Source organism: Shewanella decolorationis (assembly GCF_004354305.1).
Taxonomy (GTDB): Bacteria; Pseudomonadota; Gammaproteobacteria; order Enterobacterales; family Shewanellaceae; genus Shewanella; species Shewanella decolorationis.
Genome location: NZ_CP037898.1, coordinates 4,339,061 through 4,360,946, shown reverse-complemented (window position 1 = coordinate 4,360,946; position 21,886 = coordinate 4,339,061). Strand labels below are relative to the sequence as shown.

General features: G+C 49.2%; 18 protein-coding genes and 1 riboswitch. Of the genes, 6 read left to right on the top strand and 12 right to left on the bottom strand.

Annotated elements, in window-relative coordinates; translation table 11 throughout:
- Positions 1–111: 111 nt before the first annotated feature.
- From thiH to EYR25_RS19475, 7 genes are all read right to left on the bottom strand, one after another.
- The gene (gene thiH / locus EYR25_RS19505) at positions 112–1,227 is read right to left on the bottom strand and encodes a 2-iminoacetate synthase ThiH (protein ID WP_133182371.1); all 1,116 of its coding nucleotides are present in this window, start codon (positions 1,225–1,227) and stop codon (positions 112–114) included.
- Entirely contained in the window at positions 1,224–1,988 is a 765-nt protein-coding gene (locus EYR25_RS19500) for a thiazole synthase (RefSeq protein ID WP_133182369.1), read from the bottom strand. The genes thiH and EYR25_RS19500 overlap by 4 nt, the downstream gene beginning before the upstream one ends.
- A gap of 1 nt (position 1,989) precedes the next feature.
- Positions 1,990–2,193 (bottom strand): sulfur carrier protein ThiS, encoded by a 204-nt coding sequence (gene thiS / locus EYR25_RS19495; protein WP_037430926.1) that lies wholly within the window; start codon positions 2,191–2,193, stop codon positions 1,990–1,992.
- Positions 2,190–3,128 carry a HesA/MoeB/ThiF family protein gene (locus EYR25_RS19490; protein ID WP_133182366.1) on the bottom strand — a complete coding sequence of 313 codons (939 nt, stop codon included), beginning with the start codon at positions 3,126–3,128 and terminating at the stop codon, positions 2,190–2,192. Before EYR25_RS19490 ends, thiS begins: the two co-directional genes overlap by 4 nt.
- Positions 3,125–4,822, bottom strand: coding sequence for a thiamine phosphate synthase (gene thiE, locus EYR25_RS19485; protein WP_133182364.1), 1,698 nt, complete (start codon positions 4,820–4,822; stop codon positions 3,125–3,127). The genes EYR25_RS19490 and thiE overlap by 4 nt, the downstream gene beginning before the upstream one ends.
- Before the next feature lie 2 nt (positions 4,823–4,824).
- Positions 4,825–6,978 (bottom strand): phosphomethylpyrimidine synthase ThiC, encoded by a 2,154-nt coding sequence (gene thiC, locus EYR25_RS19480; RefSeq protein ID WP_133182362.1) that lies wholly within the window; start codon positions 6,976–6,978, stop codon positions 4,825–4,827.
- A gap of 158 nt (positions 6,979–7,136) precedes the next feature.
- A riboswitch (TPP riboswitch) is annotated at positions 7,137–7,235 on the bottom strand.
- A 175-nt stretch (positions 7,236–7,410) separates the two neighbouring features.
- Positions 7,411–8,598: a hypothetical protein gene (locus EYR25_RS19475; protein WP_133182360.1), complete on the bottom strand. Its 1,188-nt coding sequence runs from the start codon at positions 8,596–8,598 to the stop codon at positions 7,411–7,413.
- Positions 8,599–8,874: 276 nt separating this feature from the next.
- On the opposite strand from EYR25_RS19475, the gene trhA reads away from it, so the two are divergent.
- Positions 8,875–9,558 (top strand): PAQR family membrane homeostasis protein TrhA, encoded by a 684-nt coding sequence (gene trhA / locus EYR25_RS19470; protein ID WP_133182358.1) that lies wholly within the window; start codon positions 8,875–8,877, stop codon positions 9,556–9,558.
- Between the two features lie 107 nt (positions 9,559–9,665).
- Here trhA and EYR25_RS19465 read toward each other — a convergent pair whose 3' ends face one another.
- Together EYR25_RS19465 and EYR25_RS19460 are read right to left on the bottom strand one after the other, a co-directional pair.
- A complete protein-coding gene (locus EYR25_RS19465; protein WP_133182356.1) occupies positions 9,666–10,196 on the bottom strand; it encodes an NUDIX hydrolase in 531 nt (176 codons plus the stop codon).
- A 114-nt stretch (positions 10,197–10,310) separates the two neighbouring features.
- Positions 10,311–11,138: a tRNA (adenine(22)-N(1))-methyltransferase gene (locus EYR25_RS19460; protein WP_133182970.1), complete on the bottom strand. Its 828-nt coding sequence runs from the start codon at positions 11,136–11,138 to the stop codon at positions 10,311–10,313.
- 218 nt (positions 11,139–11,356) lie between these two features.
- On the opposite strand from EYR25_RS19460, the gene EYR25_RS19455 reads away from it, so the two are divergent.
- From EYR25_RS19455 to EYR25_RS19445, 3 genes are all read left to right on the top strand, one after another.
- Positions 11,357–13,468 carry a glycoside hydrolase family 97 protein gene (locus EYR25_RS19455; RefSeq protein WP_133182354.1) on the top strand — a complete coding sequence of 704 codons (2,112 nt, stop codon included), beginning with the start codon at positions 11,357–11,359 and terminating at the stop codon, positions 13,466–13,468.
- Between the two features lie 281 nt (positions 13,469–13,749).
- Positions 13,750–14,634, top strand: a complete 885-nt coding sequence (locus EYR25_RS19450; protein WP_133182352.1) for a helix-turn-helix domain-containing protein — start codon at positions 13,750–13,752, stop codon at positions 14,632–14,634.
- Positions 14,635–14,670: 36 nt separating this feature from the next.
- Positions 14,671–15,120: a carboxymuconolactone decarboxylase family protein gene (locus EYR25_RS19445; protein ID WP_133182350.1), complete on the top strand. Its 450-nt coding sequence runs from the start codon at positions 14,671–14,673 to the stop codon at positions 15,118–15,120.
- Between the two features lie 205 nt (positions 15,121–15,325).
- Here the strand turns inward: EYR25_RS19445 and EYR25_RS19440 are convergent, their stop codons facing one another.
- The 3 genes from EYR25_RS19440 to EYR25_RS19430 are packed head-to-tail and all read right to left on the bottom strand — an operon-like array spanning position 15,326 to position 16,686.
- A complete protein-coding gene (locus EYR25_RS19440; RefSeq protein WP_133182347.1) occupies positions 15,326–15,841 on the bottom strand; it encodes a hypothetical protein in 516 nt (171 codons plus the stop codon).
- 47 nt (positions 15,842–15,888) lie between these two features.
- The gene (locus EYR25_RS19435) at positions 15,889–16,365 is read right to left on the bottom strand and encodes a GNAT family N-acetyltransferase (RefSeq protein WP_133182345.1); all 477 of its coding nucleotides are present in this window, start codon (positions 16,363–16,365) and stop codon (positions 15,889–15,891) included.
- A 27-nt stretch (positions 16,366–16,392) separates the two neighbouring features.
- Entirely contained in the window at positions 16,393–16,686 is a 294-nt protein-coding gene (locus tag EYR25_RS19430; protein ID WP_023267012.1) for a YciI family protein, read from the bottom strand.
- Between the two features lie 758 nt (positions 16,687–17,444).
- Here EYR25_RS19430 and EYR25_RS19425 point away from each other — a divergent pair.
- A complete protein-coding gene (locus tag EYR25_RS19425; protein WP_133182343.1) occupies positions 17,445–19,040 on the top strand; it encodes an MFS transporter in 1,596 nt (531 codons plus the stop codon).
- 130 nt (positions 19,041–19,170) lie between these two features.
- A complete protein-coding gene (locus EYR25_RS19420; RefSeq protein WP_133182968.1) occupies positions 19,171–21,693 on the top strand; it encodes a glucan 1,4-alpha-glucosidase in 2,523 nt (840 codons plus the stop codon).
- Positions 21,694–21,886 lie beyond the last annotated feature (193 nt).

Below are 21,886 nucleotides of genomic sequence, written 5' to 3'. Positions count from 1 at the left end.
AAAAGGATTCCCGCATCTGGTGAACACTAGGTTAATTATTGACCAAGCCAATATCAATGTACAGATTTACCCCTCCTATTTGATGGTTTTTTTGCTGATTTTTGGCTCTTTTTAACTGGCCATCCAAGCCGATTCCCAATCCTTAAAAACCGGATTAAATCCCTTGAGCCGCATCTGAGTCATGACTTGCTCAACGGTACGTTCATCGCTTATTTCGAACTGATCTAATTGGCTCTCTGGCGCCTGATAACCCCCAGGTTGCGTTGAACTCCCCGCACTCATCTGTGTTATCCCAAGTGGCAGTAAATTGTCCCGAAGCGATGGCGCCTCGCGTGTCGATAAACTGATATCAAGTTGCTGATTAAAAAGCCTGAAGGCACAGATCATTTGCACCAGTCCAAGATCGGTTAAATGCACTTTTAGTGTTATGCCACCAGTACAAGGCCTTAAACGTGGTAACGAAATACTAAAACGAGTACGCCAGTAATGCCGTTCTAAATAGTTCAGATGATGGCCCATCAGTAAAGCATCGAGCCGCCAGTCATCTAAACCCAGTAACACACCTAGGCCTACCTTATCGACACCCGCACTAGCTACGCGATCGGGCGTTGCCAGCCTATATGCAAAGTCCTGTTTATTGCCTCGGGTATGATGCTTGGCATAGGTCGCCGCTTGATAGGTTTCTTGATACACCATCACAGCATCCAGCCCTAGTTCGACAAGTTGACGATAATCAATCTCCTCAAGCGGCTGAACCTCCATGGCCAAATAACTAAACTGCTGTTTTACAATGGGTAACACGCGCTTAAAGTAATCCATCCCCACTTTAGTTTCATGCTCTCCCGACACCAGCAAGATGGAGTCGAAGCCACGGGATTTGATAATCGCTATTTCGGCCGCAAGTTCCTGCTCATTGAGCACTTTGCGCTTTAATTTATTGCTCATGCTAAAGCCGCAATAGTCACACTCGTTAGCACACAGGTTCGACAGGTATAAGGGCAGATAGAGTCCGATATTAGCCCCAAAGCGTTGCCGAGTCAGTGCCGCCGAGCGTTGAGCCATCTCTTCGATATAGGGCTCTGCTGCAGGAGACAACAGGGCAAGTAAACTCTCTAGATTACCCTCGGGCTGCATCAGAGCGCGCTCAACCTCTACTGCCGTGCAGGAATATAACGCCAGCAATAACTTATCCCGTTCAATATGGGCAAATTGGTCGACAAAACTCATTGCTGCAAGAATCCCGTTAGTGGACTGGTATGTACAGCCTGAGTCTGCACTCGGCCAAGTCCGGCTTCAAAGGCGCGTCGTCCGCAATCCACCGCATCCTTAAAGCACTGCGCCATTTCAATGGGCGAAGCACTACTCGCGATGGCGGTATTAACCAGTACGGCATCAGCTCCCAGCTCCATCGCGTGGGTCGCATGGGATGGCGCGCCAATTCCCGCATCAATCACAACGGGCACTTTTGCCTGCTCAATAATCATCTTGATAAAAGACTCAGTCACCAGCCCCTGATTCGTCCCAATTGGGCTTGCCAATGGCATCACGGCAGCGCAGCCAACCTCTTCTAAACGGCGACACAGCACAGGATCGGCATGCACGTAGGGCATCACGATAAACCCGCGTTCACACAGGGTTTTGGCCGCTGCTAATGTTTCGACTGCATCGGGCATTAGGTATTTGGGATCGGGATGAATTTCAAGTTTAACCCATTGTGTTCCCAGCATTTCCCGCGCCAGTTCAGCGGCGAATATCGCTTCCTTCGCATTACGCGCCCCCGAGGTATTAGGCAAGAGTCGCACGCCCGCTTGCCTTAGTGGCGTAAGCAAATCATCGGCCCCGGTTTTTAAATCAATTCTTTTCATCGCAACTGTCACCAATTGCGACTTAGACGCCTTAATGGACTCCAGCATCAGCTGACTTGAGCTGAACTTACCCGTGCCAGTAAATAATCGTGACTCAAATTCCACACCCGCAATCGTTAACATCTTAACCTCCGGCGACAACGGCAAATACATCAATTTTATCCTCATGGTGACAGAGGATAGATGACCATCTATGTTTGGGTACAACGGCTTCGTTAAGCACTAAGGCAACCGAGTGTTGGCAAATATTTTGTGCTTCTAACAGGGCTTGTAAACTCAGCGGTTGTTGAAGTGTCTGGGGCACATTATTGAGATGAATTAAAATCATAACAAACCTCGATTAGGGACAGATTTGAATGAAACGGCTGTAGTTGATTGCATTAATGCACTCGGCTTTAATCCGCACACCTCGCACTCTGGATCACGGGTTAAGGCAGCCGAATGCCATTGAAGTGACTTGGCATCGAAACGCCAAAATCGCCCAAGTAACGCTCTAGTGGAGGCTATTGGTTGGCTTGTCTCTTCGAAAGATTGATTACCTGTTTGTTCTGTTGCAGAGGTTGGCGGCGTGGCTAAGAGCAACAATTGCATCACTAGCAGCGCCTGCATCGATGCCATCACGCCGACACTGGGGCCGAGCACTCCTTGGCTGCTACAGTTTTGTGGCGCGCGAGTATTCGAGGGGAAAATACAGTGATAACAGCCGCCCGTAGGGAAACGCTGCTGATCAACGGCAAACAATTGGCCGTTGAAAGCGGCAATGGAGGCGCTCACCAGAGGTAAGGCATGCTCAATACACAGCTGATTGATACAATGGCGTGCCGCAAGATTATCAGTACAATCAAGTACTAACCGAGTTTCTTCGTCATGGGCTAACAGACGAGCGAATACATCGTTCGCAGACTCAAGAGTCAGATGCTCAGCAACGGCATCAATCTCACAACCTTGCGCCAACACGGCTAATTTCTGTTTAGCTATGAGGGCTTTGTGATGGCCAATATCGTCGTCACTAAAGAGCAATTGTCGCGGTAGATTGGATAATTCCACCCTATCGCCGTCGACAAGTGTTAAGCGCCCAACACCAGCGCAGGCTAAATATTGCGCCGCCAGTTGTCCAAGGCCGCCTAGGCCGACAATAAGCACATGAGCATGTTTCAGCTGCAACTGGCCAGCCTCGCCGACCTCGGGTAAAAATATTTGCCGCGAATAACGAATAAAGTCTTTATCGGCAAGGGATTGGGCCTGCTCTTGTGTCGTGCTCATAGGCTTAACTCCCAAGCCTGTGTCAATTCGGCAAAGGCCATTACTGGATCATTCGCCTCGGTAATCGCCCGCACCACGGCAATATTTCTCACCCCAGTCGCTTTGACTTGGTCAAGATTAGAAGGCCCGATTCCGCCAATTGCCACTAAGGGATAGTGCGCTTTAAACAGTTCAACATAATGCGCTAACTTGAATAACCCCTGCGGCGCCGATGGCATTTGCTTGGTGGTCGTAGGAAAGATATGCCCGAGGGCGATGTAAGATGGCGCATATTGATGGGCACGCAGCAACTCGAAATAACCGTGGCTCGAGATGCCAAGAGCCAATCCCGCGGCATGAATGGCATTAAGATCCGTCACCGCCAGATCTTCTTGGCCAAGATGCACCCCAAATGCGCCATGTTTTATCGCTAACTGCCAATGATCATTGATAAAAAGCTGAGCATCATAATGCTTGCCTAAGGCAATCGCGGTTTGGATTTGTGCCTCAAGTTCGTCCGACGCCAGCACATTAGACTTTAGCGCATTAGACTTTATCCTGAGCTGTACCGTCTTCACGCCCGCCGCTAATAACTGCTCTAGTAACTGTAGGTTATCGACAACGGGATAGATTCCTAAGTCAGGATTAAGGCGCTTAAACGCGCCGCATTGCAAATCACTGGATTCACTCAAGCTATTTTGAGAATAAGCCGTGACGTGAGGAAACGCCGTTAAGCTATGCGGCCAAGCGGTACGCGCGAGTGGCCCAGGACCTTTGCCAATACCCTGTGCTTGAGTTAAACCTTGATTAACATAGGCTTTTGCTACCACAACGGCATCCTGCAATACAAAGCCGAAGGCTAATACCGAGGCGATGGCTGAAGACAGAGTACAACCACTGCCGTGGTTATGGCGCGTGTTTATCCGCGCACTGCTGAGCCAAAAGCCGCCATTAGCGTCAAGAGGTGAGCAGCCCGTAACCTGATGACAAATCAGCAGATCTTCCGCCATACGCTGATTATCTTTGGCACTGCGATGACTTGTGATATCGCTTTGTTGCTCGCTTAAGCTATCCCTTGTATTAATGCCAGCACTTGCCTGAGCTACAAAATCAATATCGCCGCCCTTGGCTAATACGCTGCAGTCTAATTGTTCAGAGAGTTGAATTGTCGCAGCGGCGAATTCAGCTTTTGTGTGTATTGCTGACGCTTGTTTGTCTTTGGCGACAGTAAGCCTTGCCAGCTCCTGCACATTCGGCGTTATCAGGCTAATCAAGCCCTTAAAGGGAGTAAAATCCAGAGGTTTGCTCGCCGTGCTCTTATCCCCAAGTTCATCCCCACAGCTTGCAACCATCACAGGGTCGAGAATAACGGGGACGAGTGGAAATTGGGTTTTAAAACCAGCCAACCAATCGGCAACTAAATGCAGTTGCTGCTGATTCGCGAGTAAGCCAATTTTAATCGCATGAGGCGGTAGATCGGCTAACAGGGTCGAGAGCTGTGTGAGTAGCATTACCTCACTCACAGGCTCAACTAAATCCACCGCCACCGAACTTTGAGCCGTTAACGTGGTGATCACGCTGCATCCATGGCCGCCCAAATCTTTGATGGTGGCTAAGTCGGCTTGGATCCCCGCGCCGCCACCGCTGTCGGAACCCGCAATGGTCCAGACGATAGGTTTAGGCGCCACTTGGCTAATATGTTTAGCAGGGGTCATTATCAAACCTCCGCAACCTGTACTATGGATTGGAGTTCTGTCCCATCCTGATGCTTGGCCGATTCATTGGCAGTATTTGCATCGCCTAGCGGTAGATACAGCTTGGCGCCCGAAGCCGCAAACTCGGCCGATTTTTGCGCCATGGCCGCCGCTAATTCATCTTGGGTTTTGACTTTGATCTGCTGGATTGCTTCTTTGCTAGCTTGCCCTTGTGGAGCAGAGTTTATCGATGCAAGCGCTTCAGCGCTCTCAACATTTTGGCTTGACGAAGCCCCTGCTAACGCACCCGCCGCTAAACTTGCCGCATAGTCACGTACATCTTGGGTGATCTTCATCGAACAGAACTTAGGGCCACACATAGAGCAAAAGTGCGCAACCTTGGCCGACTCCTGTGGCAAGGATTCATCGTGATAGGCACGCGCGGTATCAGGGTCAAGCCCTAAGTTATATTGGTCTTCCCAACGGAATTCAAAGCGCGCCTTAGACAACGCATTGTCGCGGATCTGCGCGCCCGGGTGGCCTTTAGCAATATCGGCCGCATGGGCAGCAATCTTGTAGGCAATCAGCCCTTGTTTGACATCCTGCTTATTGGGTAAACCTAAGTGCTCCTTCGGCGTCACATAGCAAAGCATGGCGCAGCCATACCATGCGATCATCGCAGCCCCAATTCCGGAGGTGAAATGATCGTAACCCGGCGCAATATCGGTAATTTGCGGCCCTAGGGTATAAAACGGCGCCTCGACGCAGTGGATAAGCTGCTTATCCATATTCTCTTTGATAAGTTGCATCGGGATATGTCCAGGCCCTTCGATAATGGTCTGCACATCGTATTCCCAGGCGATTTTGACCAGCTCGCCTAAGGTCTCAAGCTCGGCAAACTGCGCCTCATCATTGGCATCGGCAATCGAGCCTGGACGCATACCATCGCCTAATGACAGCGACACATCGTAGGCAACGCACAGCTCGCAAATCTCGCGGAAATGGGTATAGAGGAAGTTTTCTTGATGATGGCTCAAGCACCATTTGGCCATAATCGAGCCGCCGCGGGACACAATCCCAGTCACCCGTTTGGCGGTCATGGGCACATAGCGCAATAACACGCCCGCATGGATGGTAAAGTAATCGACGCCCTGCTCCGCTTGCTCAATCAAGGTATCGCGAAACACTTCCCAGGTCAGGTGCTCAGCCACGCCGTTTACTTTTTCCAATGCTTGATAAATCGGCACTGTGCCAATCGGCACTGGCGAGTTACGGATAATCCATTCGCGGGTTTCATGGATATACCGCCCAGTGGACAAGTCCATCACAGTGTCCGCGCCCCAACGGGTTGACCAGACTAACTTTTCGACTTCCTCCTCGATGGAGGACGTAACCGCCGAGTTGCCGATATTGGCATTCACTTTCACCAAAAAATTACGGCCAATAATCATAGGCTCGGCTTCAGGGTGATTGATATTTAACGGAATAATGGCGCGCCCACGGGCAATTTCGTCGCGGACAAATTCTGGGGTAATCGATTTACCGATTACGGCGCCAAAGGATTCACCTTGGCCGCGGCGGTTTAAGATTTCATCCTGCACCTCGGCGAGCGCCATATTTTCCCGAATCGCCACATACTCCATTTCGGGGGTAATGATCCCTTGGCGGGCATAGTGTAATTGGCTCACGCGCTTACCCGGTAAGGCACGGCGAGGACGAACAATCGCACTTGAGCCGGCCTCGAAGCGCAGATGATCGAGCCCATCATCCTTCAGGCGTTGCTGGGTGAAATCTGAGGTCGCACAATCGAGCACTTCGGTATCTTGGCGCTCGATAATCCAAGGTAATCTGAGTTTGGCTAGTCCTTGGCGCACGTTAATTTGCGCAGCCGGATCGGAATAAGGCCCTGCGCAGTCGTACACCGGAATGGGAGGATTTTTCTCAACTATGGGCGCAGTCGCAGTGCCGCCAATCCGCGTATCGGTTTGCAGAATTTGCCGCATCCCTACACGGAGATCCTCACGGCTCCCCTGCAAATAGAGCTTTTGCGAATTAGGATGTTGTAATGGTTTAAGGGTATCGATAAAGGCTTGGGCCTGGGCGCGCGCTGCACGGCGGCTCGTTTGCCCTTGGGTGTTCACGGCAATAGATTCTGAGGACAATTCTAAACTGGACATAAGCAATCTCACTTTAACAAATAAAAATGGGGTTGCTTGTCTGGAGACTTGAGTGTTTAAGCTGAGCGCTGCAAACCCTAAGCGGATTTGCGGACTCAATAACGACTAAATCGATGGGTTAATGCAGGGCAAAAGGTGGCCGCTGTCACGATTTAATGGATGTTATTATGCTTGTTTCCTTCGCAGGTTTTAACCTGATCAGGTTCAACGGATCCCGAATAAACGGTCTCAGCCAAGAGGCACTCCGACAAGATGGGCAAAAGTATAGGCAGAAGCGCAGCGAACAAACAAGCCTAATTTTAGGATAAAAACCAAATTATCAATCAAAATTAAAGAACGCATAACGCAATGTATTTAAACGACTTTAACCTAAATTGGTTTTAGAGATCATAGTTAAAACAATTTTTAGTGAAAATTTATCACAACTACTTTTTAACCTTTTGGCCGCTTTACCATCATTTTATCCAGCTGCGCCTTAATGGCATCGTCAATTTCTTGATTCATTTTCTTGCCACTGCAATTGAAGGGGAACCCTAAATTCTCAGCATAGGGATTAATTTGGGTGCCGACTTTAACGACCCGATAGCAGGTATCCCCTTTACGGACAATTCGATTAGGATCCAGTTCTAAATCTAAACTGGTGGGGCCGCTAAAATCGTCGGCATTGGGAACAATCAACACCTCCATCTCGGGGCTCATTTCAGACATAGTCGACCGTTTGCCGTAATGATTTGCCTGCTCTAACACTAAATCATCTAAGGCTTGCTCACGCTGACGTTCAAAATAACGCTGGGTAAATAACCCCACGCTACCAGCCGCACCGCTGCTTTGCTCACCAGTATCTGACTGCTGAGTACTTGCCACTTGAGCCGAGCTTGATTGGACTTCTGCCTTTTGAGGCTTAATAGCTTCTTTTGCACTCTGCTGGGTTTGGCCCTGTGTTGGAGTCTTTGAAACTGCTCTATTTGACGCTTGGGCGCTGACTTCAGGAGGTTTTGCAATCTGCTCTGTAGTTTTTGGCGCAAGCTTTTCCGCGGGTTTTGGTATCACTTTCGCTGCCGGTTCAACATTCACTGTCAGCTGCGTAGTGTTAGGCGGCGAAGTGATCGGCTCACTAGAAACTGTAGGTTCTTCCACAGAGGAATTTTTAGGAGGATCCGCTGGATCGGTTTGCGTTGGCGGCGCATAAATAAAATATGCCTTTAACGCCTTGGTTGCAGTTCGTGCATTCGCAGATGATTCGGTAAACGACAGCCCTAAGTGTTCCGACTGGGTTCGCCATAGGAAAATCAATAACAACAGCAGTAAGCCATGACCCAAGATAACCCAAAGCAATGGCTTAAGATTGAAATACTGCGACCACTCTCCCCCGCTTAGTTTTGAAGATGTTTGAAATGTGCTATCGATGTCTTTTTGGTTAGCCTCATGCAAATTAAGGCTTATATCGCTCCTCAAAGGCTCAGCATGAGCGCTAAAAGGCTTAGCATTCAAATCTGTAGCACTGAAAGACGTTGCACAAAAAGGCATAGCGGAAAATGGTACGGTCTCTTCGTTTGTCACGCGGCCGTACGCATCAAAACTAAGATCATCTTCTAGGGTAATATTCGAACGAACAGGCAAAATCCATCCCTTAGTACTTAATGGACAAAGTACTTAACAAATCCATGACATCTACGGGAGATTAGAGAAAGTGCAACGCACAAAGTTCCAAGGCGTTGACATTAATCAGTCGTAAACAGTCACCATAATGTTGTACAACTAGATAAGAGCTCGCCTCAGTCTCAGTTGATGATGTAAATCTCAAAATAAATTAGCTTACACGTGTAAGCTAATTATGGCTTTCCAATTTATCAACTGATAGACTCAGTCATTATCGCCATCGAGTGGATCAACAGCATGCCAAGCCAGAGTTTGATAGAGCCGCAAATGAGTCATGAAAAACCATTGAATATCAGTGGCTATAGCCTTAGTGAAGAGATTGCCAATAGCATCAGCCATGGCCTAGGGGTGATCGCGGGTGTGGTCGGCTTAGTGTTTATGATCCTCAAGGGCGCAGACCACCTCACAAATATTCAGCTCACAGGTGTTATTATTTATGGTGCAAGCCTTATCCTGTTGTTTTTAAGTTCTACCCTGTATCACAGCGTAACGCATGTAGGCTGGAAACATAAACTTAAGATTGCCGATCATTGTGCTATCTACTGCTTAATTGCAGGCACCTATACCCCGCTGATGTTAATCAGCCTGCAAGGACAACTATCCACCATTATCCTGACGGCGATTTGGTCCTTGGCTATTGGTGGGATTTTATTTAAGACTTTGTTTATTCATCGCTTTAAAAAAATGAGCCTAGTGCTCTATTTAGTAATGGGTTGGCTGTGTGTGACTGTGATGGGCGATTTAACGGCGGCGATGTCACCGCTAGGATTTAAGCTTCTACTATTGGGCGGGTTGTTTTACACCTTAGGGGTGATCTTCTATGTCGGTAAACGCATCCCATACAATCACGCGATTTGGCATTTATTTGTATTGGCGGGCGCAATGAGCCATTTCTTTTGTATTTATTTAACCGTGATCTAACGGTTAAGGCAGCCTTCACAGAAATCCTCATAAGCCATCCTCAGGATGGCTTTTTTTATGGCGGCGCTTTAAACCACAGTGCATTAACCCCATCAAGCTGACTTTATCTACAGCAACTCTTCAACGATTCGTTTGAGCAGAAAGGTTTCCCTGTCGATGGATTGCCCTTTATTGGCGAACGTTCGTTGGATCTCTTCATTATGGGCAATCGCTTGATGGATATTGATCCACTCAGGGCGCATCCCATTTTTTATCTCGTGGGCTTCGAGTCTTGGCTCACCTAGGCCGCGCTCGCCAAGGTTCATATCGATTTCGCACAGGTAACAGTAAGAGTCCATGTGTACAACATTTGCGCCCTCACGAAACCAAGAACGATATTCCTCATAACGACCAAAGGGCGCTAACACTTTGGCGGCAATGGCGCCGGTTTCTTCCTGCAACTCGCGGATAAGTCCGACTTCAAGGCTCTCGCCCTTATCCACCCCACCGCCAGGCAAACCGTAATCCCGATATTTTTGGGTGTAGAGCAGCAAAATATCTTCCCCTGACAGCACAATGGCACGGGCGGCTTGGCGATAAAAAATCTTCGCCTGTTTAAGATTGAGATTGGCAGCTTGGGTGGACTTCAATAAACGCATAATAAAACTCAAGATTAACGGCCTAATAGCATAAATCAACTCGATGGATTTACAGAGTAAAACCGTTTCAACGCCACGGCTAAGCGCTCAATGGCCGCATGTTGACCTATGAGGTTAACAATTCAGTTGCTGCAAAATGTACTGATAGGCCGCCACAATTTGCGACTTGTTGGGCATGCGATGCTCAGGAATACGCTGATAGTGGCCTATGGTTTGGTCAAGATACCGCTTGGCTTGGTTGGTTTTATCCGCATCTAACCCTTGCCACATGATTGAGCCCGCCGCACTTAAGGGCACTGCTTCAGTTGTTTTTGAACTGGTATTCGTTTTTGAGCAGGCATTGGCCTGAGTTAAATGCAGGATCTCGTAGAAACGTTGGTTTTCTTCGAGTAAATATTCATCTTTAAGTTTTAAGCCCAATTCCGCCAACGCGCTGCGCACATGGTAATTATGATGCACGGGACACAAAATAAATTCGAGCTGGCAAGTGTCTTGACTAAGGTCATGGTTGCCCGAATCAGTTCCACTCCGGGCATCACTTTGTCTTTGCTGATTCGCCACAATACTGCGAACCAATTCAACCAATAACTCACCGCCCACACCCGCAATAATTACTAAGTGTTTGGCTTGCTTTCCGTATTGCGCCAGTGGCAAGGCCGCTACATCCATACAATGCACTTGCCATTCACTCTGGGGATTGGCGGTTTGCTCAATTGCGTTTTGAGGGTTTGAGATAGGCTGCAGAGGGAAAAACCTTGCTAACTCAAGGCTGAGTTGCTGCATCAAGGGCGCGACACAATCGACAAAATGCACCTTAGGTGCAGCATTTCTTTGCAGTAACAGCATGCCGAGTAAACCATGATCGCAGCAGCAGTCCCAAATATGATCGTAACTAGGGCCCACCATTCGATTGATCTGCTGTAATCGCTGACTGATTTTCACCGCTGACGCCTCAAAAATCGCGCCCATACATGCTTGAGCGCCATAAAGCCGCGCATTCTACCCGAGTCAGCGGTTAAAACCCATCTCTTTACACTTTGCGTTCGGCCTGCCGCCTAACCGCTCACTATGGTGAATACGTATGCAAAGCATTGCGAGCAAAAAGTCATCGCCACTAGTATGCATTGACCCATATTCACTATAAAAACAAGGATCAGGGAATGTTCAGCAATCCTCTTACCCACGCACGCCACATCAACTCGCCAAAACGACATCACCGCCATTGGGCCGCCAGCCTATTTACGCCCAGCTTGCTAGCACTCAGCATTGGCAGCCTGCTCTGCAACAGTGCCACAGCGCAGACCCTCAAACTAAGCTCACCCGACAAGCAAATCGTCTTGAGTCTGAGTGATGATACGGGCCGCCCAGAATACCAAATCCATTTTCATGGCAAATCGATTATCGAACCGAGCCGCTTAGGGTTAGTCTTTGCCTCACTGGGCGAATTAGGCCAAGGTCTACGAATCAAATCGAGCCACACCGCCAGCGCCGATGGCAAATGGCAGCAACCTTGGGGTGAGCAAGAGTGGATAAGGGATCAACACAATCAACTGAGCGTGGTATTAACCGACGGTAAAATCGACTTAAACCTCGAGTTTAAAGCCTTTGACGATGGCATTGGCTTTCGTTATCACTTAGCCGCCCAAAACGCCCTGCCAGCGAATACACCGCTTGCCATCACCGATGAACTCACCGAATTTAATATTGGTCAGAGTGATAAGGCCACCGCCTGGTGGATCCCTTCTCGGGGATGGAACCGCTACGAATATCTGTATCGCACCAGCCCACTCAATCAGGTCGACCGAGCCCACACCCCTTTTACCTTTAAACTGGTCGATGGCACCCATTTGAGCATTCACGAGGCGGCGTTAGTTGATTTTGCCTCGATGACCCTCGATCAACAGCGCGATGGCAAGCTCAAGGCCGATCTCACCCCTTGGTCAGATGGTACTCGTGTTAAAACCCAAGCGGGCTTTTATACCCCATGGCGCACCATTCAAATCGCCGACAAGGCCACGGGACTGCTTAATTCGCACCTTATCCTCAACCTGAACGAACCCAATAAACTGGGAGATGTCTCTTGGGTTAAACCGGGCAAATATGTCGGCATTTGGTGGGGGATGCACCTCAATGAAAACACTTGGGGCTCGGGTCCAACACACGGCGCAACCACTAGCGAAACTGAGCGCTATATGGATTTTGCCGCCAAGTACCAATTTGATGGCGTTTTGGTCGAGGGCTGGAACCAAGGTTGGGATGGCGATTGGTTCCATAATGGCGATCAATTCAGTTTTACCAAGGCCTACGATGATTTCGATTTACCCGCCATTACCGCCTACGGCGCCAAAAAAGGCGTGCGCCTGATTGGTCACCATGAGACCGCAGGCTCAGTGACCCATTACCGTAATCAAATGGATGATGCCTTCGCCCTGTATGAAAAACATGGCGTGACCCAAGTCAAAACCGGTTATGTGGCTGACGGTGGACAAATCAAACGCATCGATGAAAACGGCATCACCCGTCACGAATGGCACGACGGTCAGTTTATGGTGGGCGAATATCTTCACAGCGTTACCGAAGCAGCCAAGCACCATATCAGCATTAATACCCACGAGCCGATTAAAGATACTGGGCTGCGCCGCACTTATCCTAACTGGCTCGCCCGCGAAGGTGCCCGCGGCCAAGAGTACAATGCCTGGGGCAGCCCACCAAATAGCCCAGAACACACTGCCATGTTGCCTTTTACCCGTATGCTGGCAGGGCCAATGGACTTTACCCCAGGGATTTTTGACTTAGCTCCCAAGGGCTTAGATGCTGAAAACCGCGTGCAAACCACCTTGATGAAGCAGCTCGCCCTGTATGTGGTGCTCTATAGCCCAATCCAAATGGCTGCCGACTTACCGCGTAATTATCAGAAACATTTGGATGCTTTCCAATTTATCCGCGATGTGCCAACAGACTGGTATCAAAGTATCGCACTGGCTGGCGAAGTGGGTGATTATGTGGTGTTTGCCCGTCAGGCCAAGGATCAACAGGATTGGTACTTAGGCGCGCTGACCGATGAAAATGCCCGTCAGGTTAAAGTCAAACTGGATTTCCTCGACCCAAATAAACGCTATCAAGCACAGATCTACCGTGATGGCGCTAAAGCCGATTGGAAAACCAATCCCTATGATTATGTGATTGAAACTAAAGAGGTTAGCGCCAAGGATAGCCTGACATTACAACTTGCCAGCAGTGGCGGCACTGCGATCCGCTTTAAAGCGCTGTAACGACAAGCGCTAAATCGACGCTAAAAGCCCCGAGCAACATTCACTATTGCGACAGTGACTATTGCCACAGCAATCGTAGCGACAGTGGCCATTACAATAGTCACCAAGAAGCCCTTCTTGGTGACTATTTTTTATTATTGAGTTGCTTAGTTTTAGTTACAGCGTTTGGCAACCGTTGGCGGATTTCATTTGAGCAGTACCACTGCCCTCCACGACTGAGTCACACTCGACACGGATGCAAATTGTATTAAGTTAGCTTAAGCTAAACTCCCCAATTCTTAATGGTGACGACCTTGCGATACACGGCTGATGAACTCGAAATGCGCAGTTTTAAGCGTTTCGAGACCCTATTTGCCCACTTAGGCTTTAATCATTTTCAAGCCATTGCCCCACTGCGCCCTTGGGTGCAGCGCTATTTTCATTTGCGTATCGCGGCGGATTTACTCGAGCCAATCGACCAAACCTTCTATCCCGATGGTGGCACAAGCCTGCATTTTTATTTGCCATCGCCCGGCATTGGCGACGCGCCTTCGGTGTATTTTTACTCGGGCCAGCAGCGCCATAGCCATAGCTTCGCACCGGGTACCGAGCAAATTACGGTGCGTTTTCAGCCCGGTGGCGCCTTCCATTTACTAGGGGTTGAGCTTGCCGCCATGCAGGCCGATACGACAGCAAGCGTTATCGATGTGACCCAGTGGCCCATCGTTGGTTTAACAACGCTCTTATACCAACTCGTTGATACGCCCAAGCCAAGCCAGCGTATCGCCCTCGTGGAACACTGGCTATTGCAACGAGCGCAGCAATTAGACTTAAGCTTATCGACGCGCATGAGCCTAGTGCCGGCAACCTTGCCTCGACTCATCCAAACCCAAGCCAATTTGGAGACCTTTTACGGGCAACTCCCCATGAGTCGAAGGCAATTTGAACGCAAATTTAAACAGGAAACGGGTTTATCGCCCGCGCAGTTATTGCAGCTGAATCGAGTAAAAATTGCCCGCAACCTATTGAGTCAATCGCCGTCGCTTAGTCTCGCGCAGGTCGCCTTCGATTGTGGATTTTACGATCAAGCCCATCTACATCAGCACTTTTTACGGGTGATGCTGCAAACACCGGGGCAATATAAAAAACGCAAGATGTCGCAAATCTCCAATATAACGGCCGATTAATACCTTAGATTCAAGCCTCAACTTACAGGAGGCTTTATGTCAGAACGAATTCCACGCCAACAGATTTACCAACTCCAACCCGAGCTCGCCAACGCACTCATTAGCCTAGATAAAGCGGCCGCTGACTCGGCGTTTTCGCCATTATTGGTGCATTTAGTCAAACTTAGGGCATCACAGCTCAATGGCTGCGCGTTTTGTCAGCGAATGCACGCCGAAGAAGCGCGCCACGACGGAGAAAACCAGCGCCGTTTAGATTTACTGGCTGCTTGGCACGAAGTCGATGGACTCTTTGATGCACGGGAGCAAGCAGCGCTGCGCTGGACGGAAACCTTAACCCGCGTCGCCCTATCGCCAGTGCACGACAGTGAATATGCCGCGCTCGCCGAGCATTATTCAGAGAAGGAGATTGTCGATCTGACCAGCCTAATTATCGCCATAAATGGCTGGAACCGCATCGCGATCGCCTTCCATTTACAACCCATCTAGCGGCACTAAAATTATCGCAAGCCTGTTCTTCAAAACCAGCAAGGGCACCTACTCTGGTGCCCTCAAGACCTGTACTCGCATCAGTCATGTTTTGGCGAGTATCCAATATCTAACAGCATTGATTGGCTGACTCAGTAAAGAGGGATAGCAGTTTGGTCAGGGAAATGTTGATAGCTACACAGGCTAGATAAGGGATTTTTGTAGCCTAGTGGCACTGTTCGGTCTTTAACCAAACCATGGCCTCAAATTGGAGCGTTGAGGATTGTGTCGTGATAAAAAACTTCTCGATATCCACGGAAGTGATACTTTCGCAGCGCCCACTAAAATCACTATTCATCTGCTTAACAAAACCTGAGGCGAGAGTGGCTTCCTTAAATCCCTCCCGTAGGGCCACCACCTTTGGGTTATGTATATTGCCCGCCGAAGCCAAGGCATCGGCTAACATCTGCGGATAATGTTGCTGCAGATAAGTGTGCAACTCGTGCTGAAGACCATCGAACTGTGCAAGGGGTGACACTTGTACCGAGCGAATCCACACCGACTTGGGAACTGCGGCTATCGCATCTTTCAAGCTATTTACACCCGTGCTTGAGGCAAAAATTACCGCTTCATGATCAGCAAAATTTGTCTGCCACTTAAGTGGCTCAGCAACTGTGACTTCTGAAAACAGTGCGACTTGAGAGAACAGTGCAAATAAGACTGCCGTGAAATAACGTTTCATTCGAGAGCCTTTCGATTTGTCATTACGTCTATAATCGTCAGCACGGTTTATAATTCCAGCGCTAATCGAAGCATATCCTTATGTTGTAATCCCTGTTCAAACAGAGGTTCGTCGTAATGGGTTAAGAAGTGATCTTTTATCACAGCCTCGACTCTAAACCCTAGTCGCTGATAATAAGTAAGTTGATACCCAAAGCTACCCGTACCCAATTCCACACGAACCACCGACTTTCTCGCCAATTCAGTTAAAACAAATGACAGTAACACAGAACCAATTCCCTGCCGCTGATAGTCAGGCCACACCGCCATATTGAAGATTTCCGCAACCTTATCGCGAATTAGCTTAGCCACACACACGGCCACAATCTCATCCTTATACTTGGCGGCAAAACACCAAGCATTATCCAAATACGCTTCGATACTGGCAGTGGAAGGATCGGCCTCTAACAGCAAGGCCATAGGGACTTGTTGCGCAGGCACCCATTCAAGATCCACAGGCTGCATTAAATCTTGGGTATATTCCATTATGTTTTTAGCTCGTATCCCTCCCCTTTAAATCTGCTCAACTAAAGCTTCTAAACCTGCTGCGGCCCGAGTAGGTACAAACTCCACCACCTCAAATTCGGCCACCTCTTCGATATAGAAGGGGTCGAGTTTGACAATAGCTTCAAGCTCGGCGCGATTATCCGCTTTGGCAAGGATCACTCCGCCAGTGCGGGGCACCTTACGGCCAGAGGCGATAAAGGTACCCTTGGCATAATATTCATCGAGATAGGCAATATGGGCCGCCAAATGCTGTTCTACATCGGCCAGCGGTTTTTTGTAGGTTAAGGTGATAACAAACATAGGGTTCCTTAAGGGCGTAATAACAAGCCAGAATGAATACTCAATTGCTCTTGCCAAACATCAATGGCGGCAAGTCGCTAACTGTCAGTAAAGTCTGGCGACATAGTGATGCATTATGCTTTCGCTATCAATAGCCTATAAAAATGAGTCTGTTGATTAAATTGAAAATGATCCATGTACTTACCCACCAATTAGCAGATATCAACACATTTCCCCTTATCGCAGCGCGAGTGACCCCATTCTAAGACGCTGAACTTATCCCCACCGATGTGATAACTGGGTATATCTAGGGTTTAAACCCATCCACGCCTCACGTAAAATCCACACACCATTAGTTACAGAGCTGTTTCAACAGGGTTATCAAGGAATGATGAATACGTATGTAAGCGGTTGTGCGTCAATCGGCGCTGCGGCTACTATAAATTCGCTAGTTTCACCCTCTGCTTGTGGGGTTGAACAATGTGAGGTCGTTTCTGGTAGTTGCCTATGAGGATAGCTGTCAGACTTAGGTTCTTTTCTACTCATTAGCTTTTACATCAGCTTCTAGCTTAACAGTATGAAATGAATTTATTGGCGAATATGCTTCTGAGGGAGAGGTGTATTCGCCATTTTTTCAGCCTCGCAGGACGTCTGTTTCTCGACCGCAGGGAACTAGCACAATAACGCGTAAAACTGAGCAAAGGCCATTGAATAGGCCACACATTATAACGATAAATGACTCAAGGCAGCCCCGCTGCCCGCTACTGAAGGGAAGTTGCATGTCCGCGGATCAACAAACGGTTACCCCATTAGAAAGTTTCTCGCCCAAGGTGGCGCAGCGCACCGTGCATAAGGTGCAACCCGAGCTGAATTTCTGGCAAATCTTCAATATGTGCTTTGGCTTTTTGGGGATCCAATTCGGCTTTGCACTGCAAAATGCCAACGTCAGCCGCATTTTCCAAACCCTTGGCGCCTCTATCGATGATATTCCGATCCTGTGGATTGCCGCGCCGTTAACGGGACTGCTGGTTCAACCTATTATTGGTTATCTGAGCGATAACACTTGGGGGCGTTTAGGTCGCCGCCGGCCATATTTTTTAATCGGCGCCATTTGTACGACGCTCGCGATTTTTGTGATGCCGCATTCCCCGACGTTATGGATTGCCGCAGGCATGCTGTGGATTATGGATGCCTCAATCAATATCGCCATGGAACCCTTCCGTGCCTTTGTGGGGGATAATTTGCCTCCCAAGCAGCGCACTCAAGGCTATGCTATGCAAAGCTTTTTTATCGGCATCGGCGCGGTGGTGGCCTCGGCTCTGCCCTATGTTCTCAGCAACTACTTTGATGTCGCCAATACCGCGCCCGCGGGTGAAATAGCCGATTCTGTGCGTTATGCTTTCTATTTTGGTGGCGCCGTACTGTTTCTCAGTGTGGCTTGGACTGTTATCTCCACCAAAGAATATTCCCCCGATGAACTCGCCGCCTTCCATGGCAATGCTGACGCAGGCGCAGATGAGCAACAACATCGCACTCGTACCCATAAGAATTACCAATTTGCCGCTATCGTTTGGATGGCGGTAGGCGCACTGCTGACGCTTGCGGTGTGGGCACAGGATTTAGATAAGCAGCTGTATATTTTAACCTTAGGGATTTTTGCCTTTGGCCCATTGCAACTTTACTGCGCCCTGCGCTTAGGTAAATCAACGCCCTCACAACGTTCGCAACTGGGCATTGTCTTTAATGTGGTCGATGATTTATTCCATATGCCTAAGGCCATGCATCAATTAGCCATAGTGCAGTTTTTCTCTTGGTTCGCGCTTTTTGCGATGTGGATATACACCACCTCGGCGGTGACGTCCTACCATTTTGGCAGCAGCGATGTGTTGTCTAAAGCCTATAACGATGGCGCCGATTGGGTGGGTGTACTCTTTGCCTCCTACAATGGATTTTCGGCCATTGCGGCCCTGTTTATCCCGCTACTGGCTAAACGTATCGGCATCAAACTGACCCACACCTTTAATATGTTCTGCGGCGGTTTTGGCTTGATCAGTTTCTACTTTATCAAAGATCCCAGTCTATTATGGCTGCCGATGATTGGCGTGGGTATCGCCTGGGCTTCGATTCTCTCCGTGCCCTACGCCATGTTATCCGGTGCCTTGCCGCCGAAAAAGATGGGCGTGTACATGGGGATCTTTAACTTCTTTATTGTGATCCCACAGCTGCTCGCGGCCAGTGTTTTAGGCTTAATTCTTAATGGATTATTTGATGGTCAACCCATCTATGCCCTGATCACCGGCGGCGTTCTGATGCTCTGCGCCGGAATTGCCGTGCTCTTTGTTGAGCAACCGAATACTCAGCACACTCAAGTGTAAATCCTACAACTCGGCAAACTTAGCGTTTAGGCGTTTGGGCAACTAAACGCCAAGACGCATAGCCACATAGCTTACAACAAGAATAAATCGCAATTAGCACCATCTATTGATTGGGGAGATTTTGATGAATATGGCATCGACAACAGTACCTTCGCAGCAAGCTCGCAGCTTTTCAGACCGCCGCAACTTAAGCCGTAAGCCGATTGCGCTTGCAATCGCCGCAAGTCTTATCGGCGTTGCCAGTTTAACGGGCTGTTCACCCTCGGCCCCCAATGCTGACTCATCAACACCGACCGTCGCCAACCCCACAGACGCAAATGCACAAATAGCCCCCGGAGCCCCCGGCAAAGCGCCTACTTGGGCGTTCTCCGGCAAAACCGGGATTGGCACCTCCTATGAGCCTTATACTCAAGGGCAATATCAAGATAGTGCTCAAAATCCCATTAGCCGCGTGTGGTTCTCCGTCGCGCAGGGGATTTTAACCGAGACCATGTACGGCCTTATTCACAATGCTCAGCTCAAAGAGTTGCAATTTGTGTTCACTGGCAATGGCTTTGTCGATACCGAGAAAGACAACACTATCAGCAGCATTGAATACTTAGATACCGACGCCAATGGCCGCCCACAATCCTTGGCTTATAAGATTATCAACCGCGACGTTGAAGGTAAGTATCAGATAGAAAAACATATCTTTACCGACCCAGACCGCGATACGCTGATGATGCGCGTGACGTTTACCGCCTTTGAAGCGGGCATCACACCGCATTTATACGTTAACCCCCATATCGATAATGCGGGCGCGAATGATATTGGCAGAATCGATCATCAAGCCCTTATCGCTCGCACCGCTGACCCACACAGCAGCGTGATGACGGTTAAATCGGATATCGATTTTGCGCAGGCGACCACCGGTTTTGTCGGTGTATCCGACGGTCTGGCCGATTTAGCCGATAATGGCAAGCTTGATACCTTGTATCAGGCCACCAGCAGCGCCGAAAATCCGACTCAAGGCAACATTGCCTTTACCGCCAGTTATCCCGTACTCCAAGCGAATCAACCTCTTAATGTGAATTTGGCCATCGGTTTTGGCCATGATGAAACCAGCAGTTTAGCCAATGCCAACGCCAGCTTAACGGCGGGGTATGATGCGGTGCTGAGCCAATACAACGCCGGTTGGCACAGTTATTTACAATCGCTGCCCGCGATGCTTGCTATGGCGCAAAGCACCACAGATAATGGCAAGCTGCTGTATACCAGTGCCATGGTACTCAAGGCGCAGGAAGATAAAACCTACGCGGGCGCCCTTATCGCATCGCTTTCTAATCCTTGGGGCGATACCGTCCCTGCTGTCACACCCAGCACGGGTTACAAGGCCGTTTGGCCCCGTGACTTTTACCAGTGCGCCATGGCATTTCTCGCCATGGGTGATACCCAAACGCCTAAAGTCGCCTTTGAGTACCTTAAAAAGGTGCAAGTGAGTGATAAAACCCCAGGCTTTAGCGGCACGCCCGGTTGGTTTTTACAAAAGACCCATGTGGACGGCCAAATTGAATGGGTGGGCGTACAGCTCGACCAAACGGCGATGCCGATCATGCTCGGCTGGAAACTTTGGCAAGCAGGCGTGCTGAGTCAAGCTGAACTGAGCCACTGGTATCAAGAGATGTTAAAAGCTGCGGCGGACTTTTTAGTTAGCGGCGGTGAGGTCAATCTCGACTGGAATCACACCCAAATTACACCGCCAAAAACTCAGCAAGAACGTTGGGAAGAACAAGCAGGTTATTCGCCTTCCACCACCGCCGCCGTGATCGCAGGCTTAGCGGCTGCGAGTGATATTGCCAAGGCAGTAAACGACAGCGATGCAGCTCAACGTTATTTAGCGACCGCCAAAACGCTTAATCAACAACTTGAAAAACACTTAGTGACGACCCAAGGTTTGCTTACAGATAGCCAAGGCATTAAGGCGCCTTATTATCTGCGCTTAAGCCCGAATGGTGAGCCAAACACCGCAGAGACACTCGCCGCCAATAATGGTCGAGTGGGATTAGATCAACGCCAGATCCTCGATGGCGGCTTTTTAGAGCTGGTGCGCTATGGCGTACGTGGCGCAACCGATAAGCTGATTAATCAAAGTCTTGCGCTGGTGGATAACACCGAGCTTGAGGACAATTTACGCCTCAAATACAGCTTTACTGCAAAAGATGGCAGTAGTGTGCCGGGCTTTAGACGTTACGGTAACGACGGCTACGGTGAAGATACCCTCACTGGCGCAAACTACGCCGAATCGGGCAGTAATAGCGACAACCAACGCGGCCGCGTATGGCCCTTCTTCACCGGTGAACGTGGGCATTTTGAGCTGGCCCTCGCCAGCGCCAAGGGAGAGCTAAGCGGTGCAAACGCACAGCAAACCAAACAGCAACTTATCAATACCTATGTACAAGGAATGGAAACCTTCGCCAACGCGGGGCTAATGCTCCCCGAGCAAGCATGGGACGGTGTGGGTAACGCCACTCGTTACCAATATCAACTCGGCCAAGGCACTAACTCCGCCACCCCGCTCGCCTGGACCCACGCTGAATATATCAAGCTGGTTCGTTCAATGAGCGACGGTCGAGTATGGGATAACTACCCTATCGTCCCAGAGGCGTTGAAATAAATCCTACTCGATAAAATCTAAATGCATCCCTTAGCTGCTGGTTAGCGCTAAGGGATTCTGTTTAAGAACGCTCTTAAGGGATTATTTCTAAGGTCTATCTCTACGATCTAACCTTAAGAGCAATCTAAAGGAACTATCTTAAAGAACTAGCTTTCAGCAATCCAAAGCGGCTTTCTTTGTAGCTATTTGATTT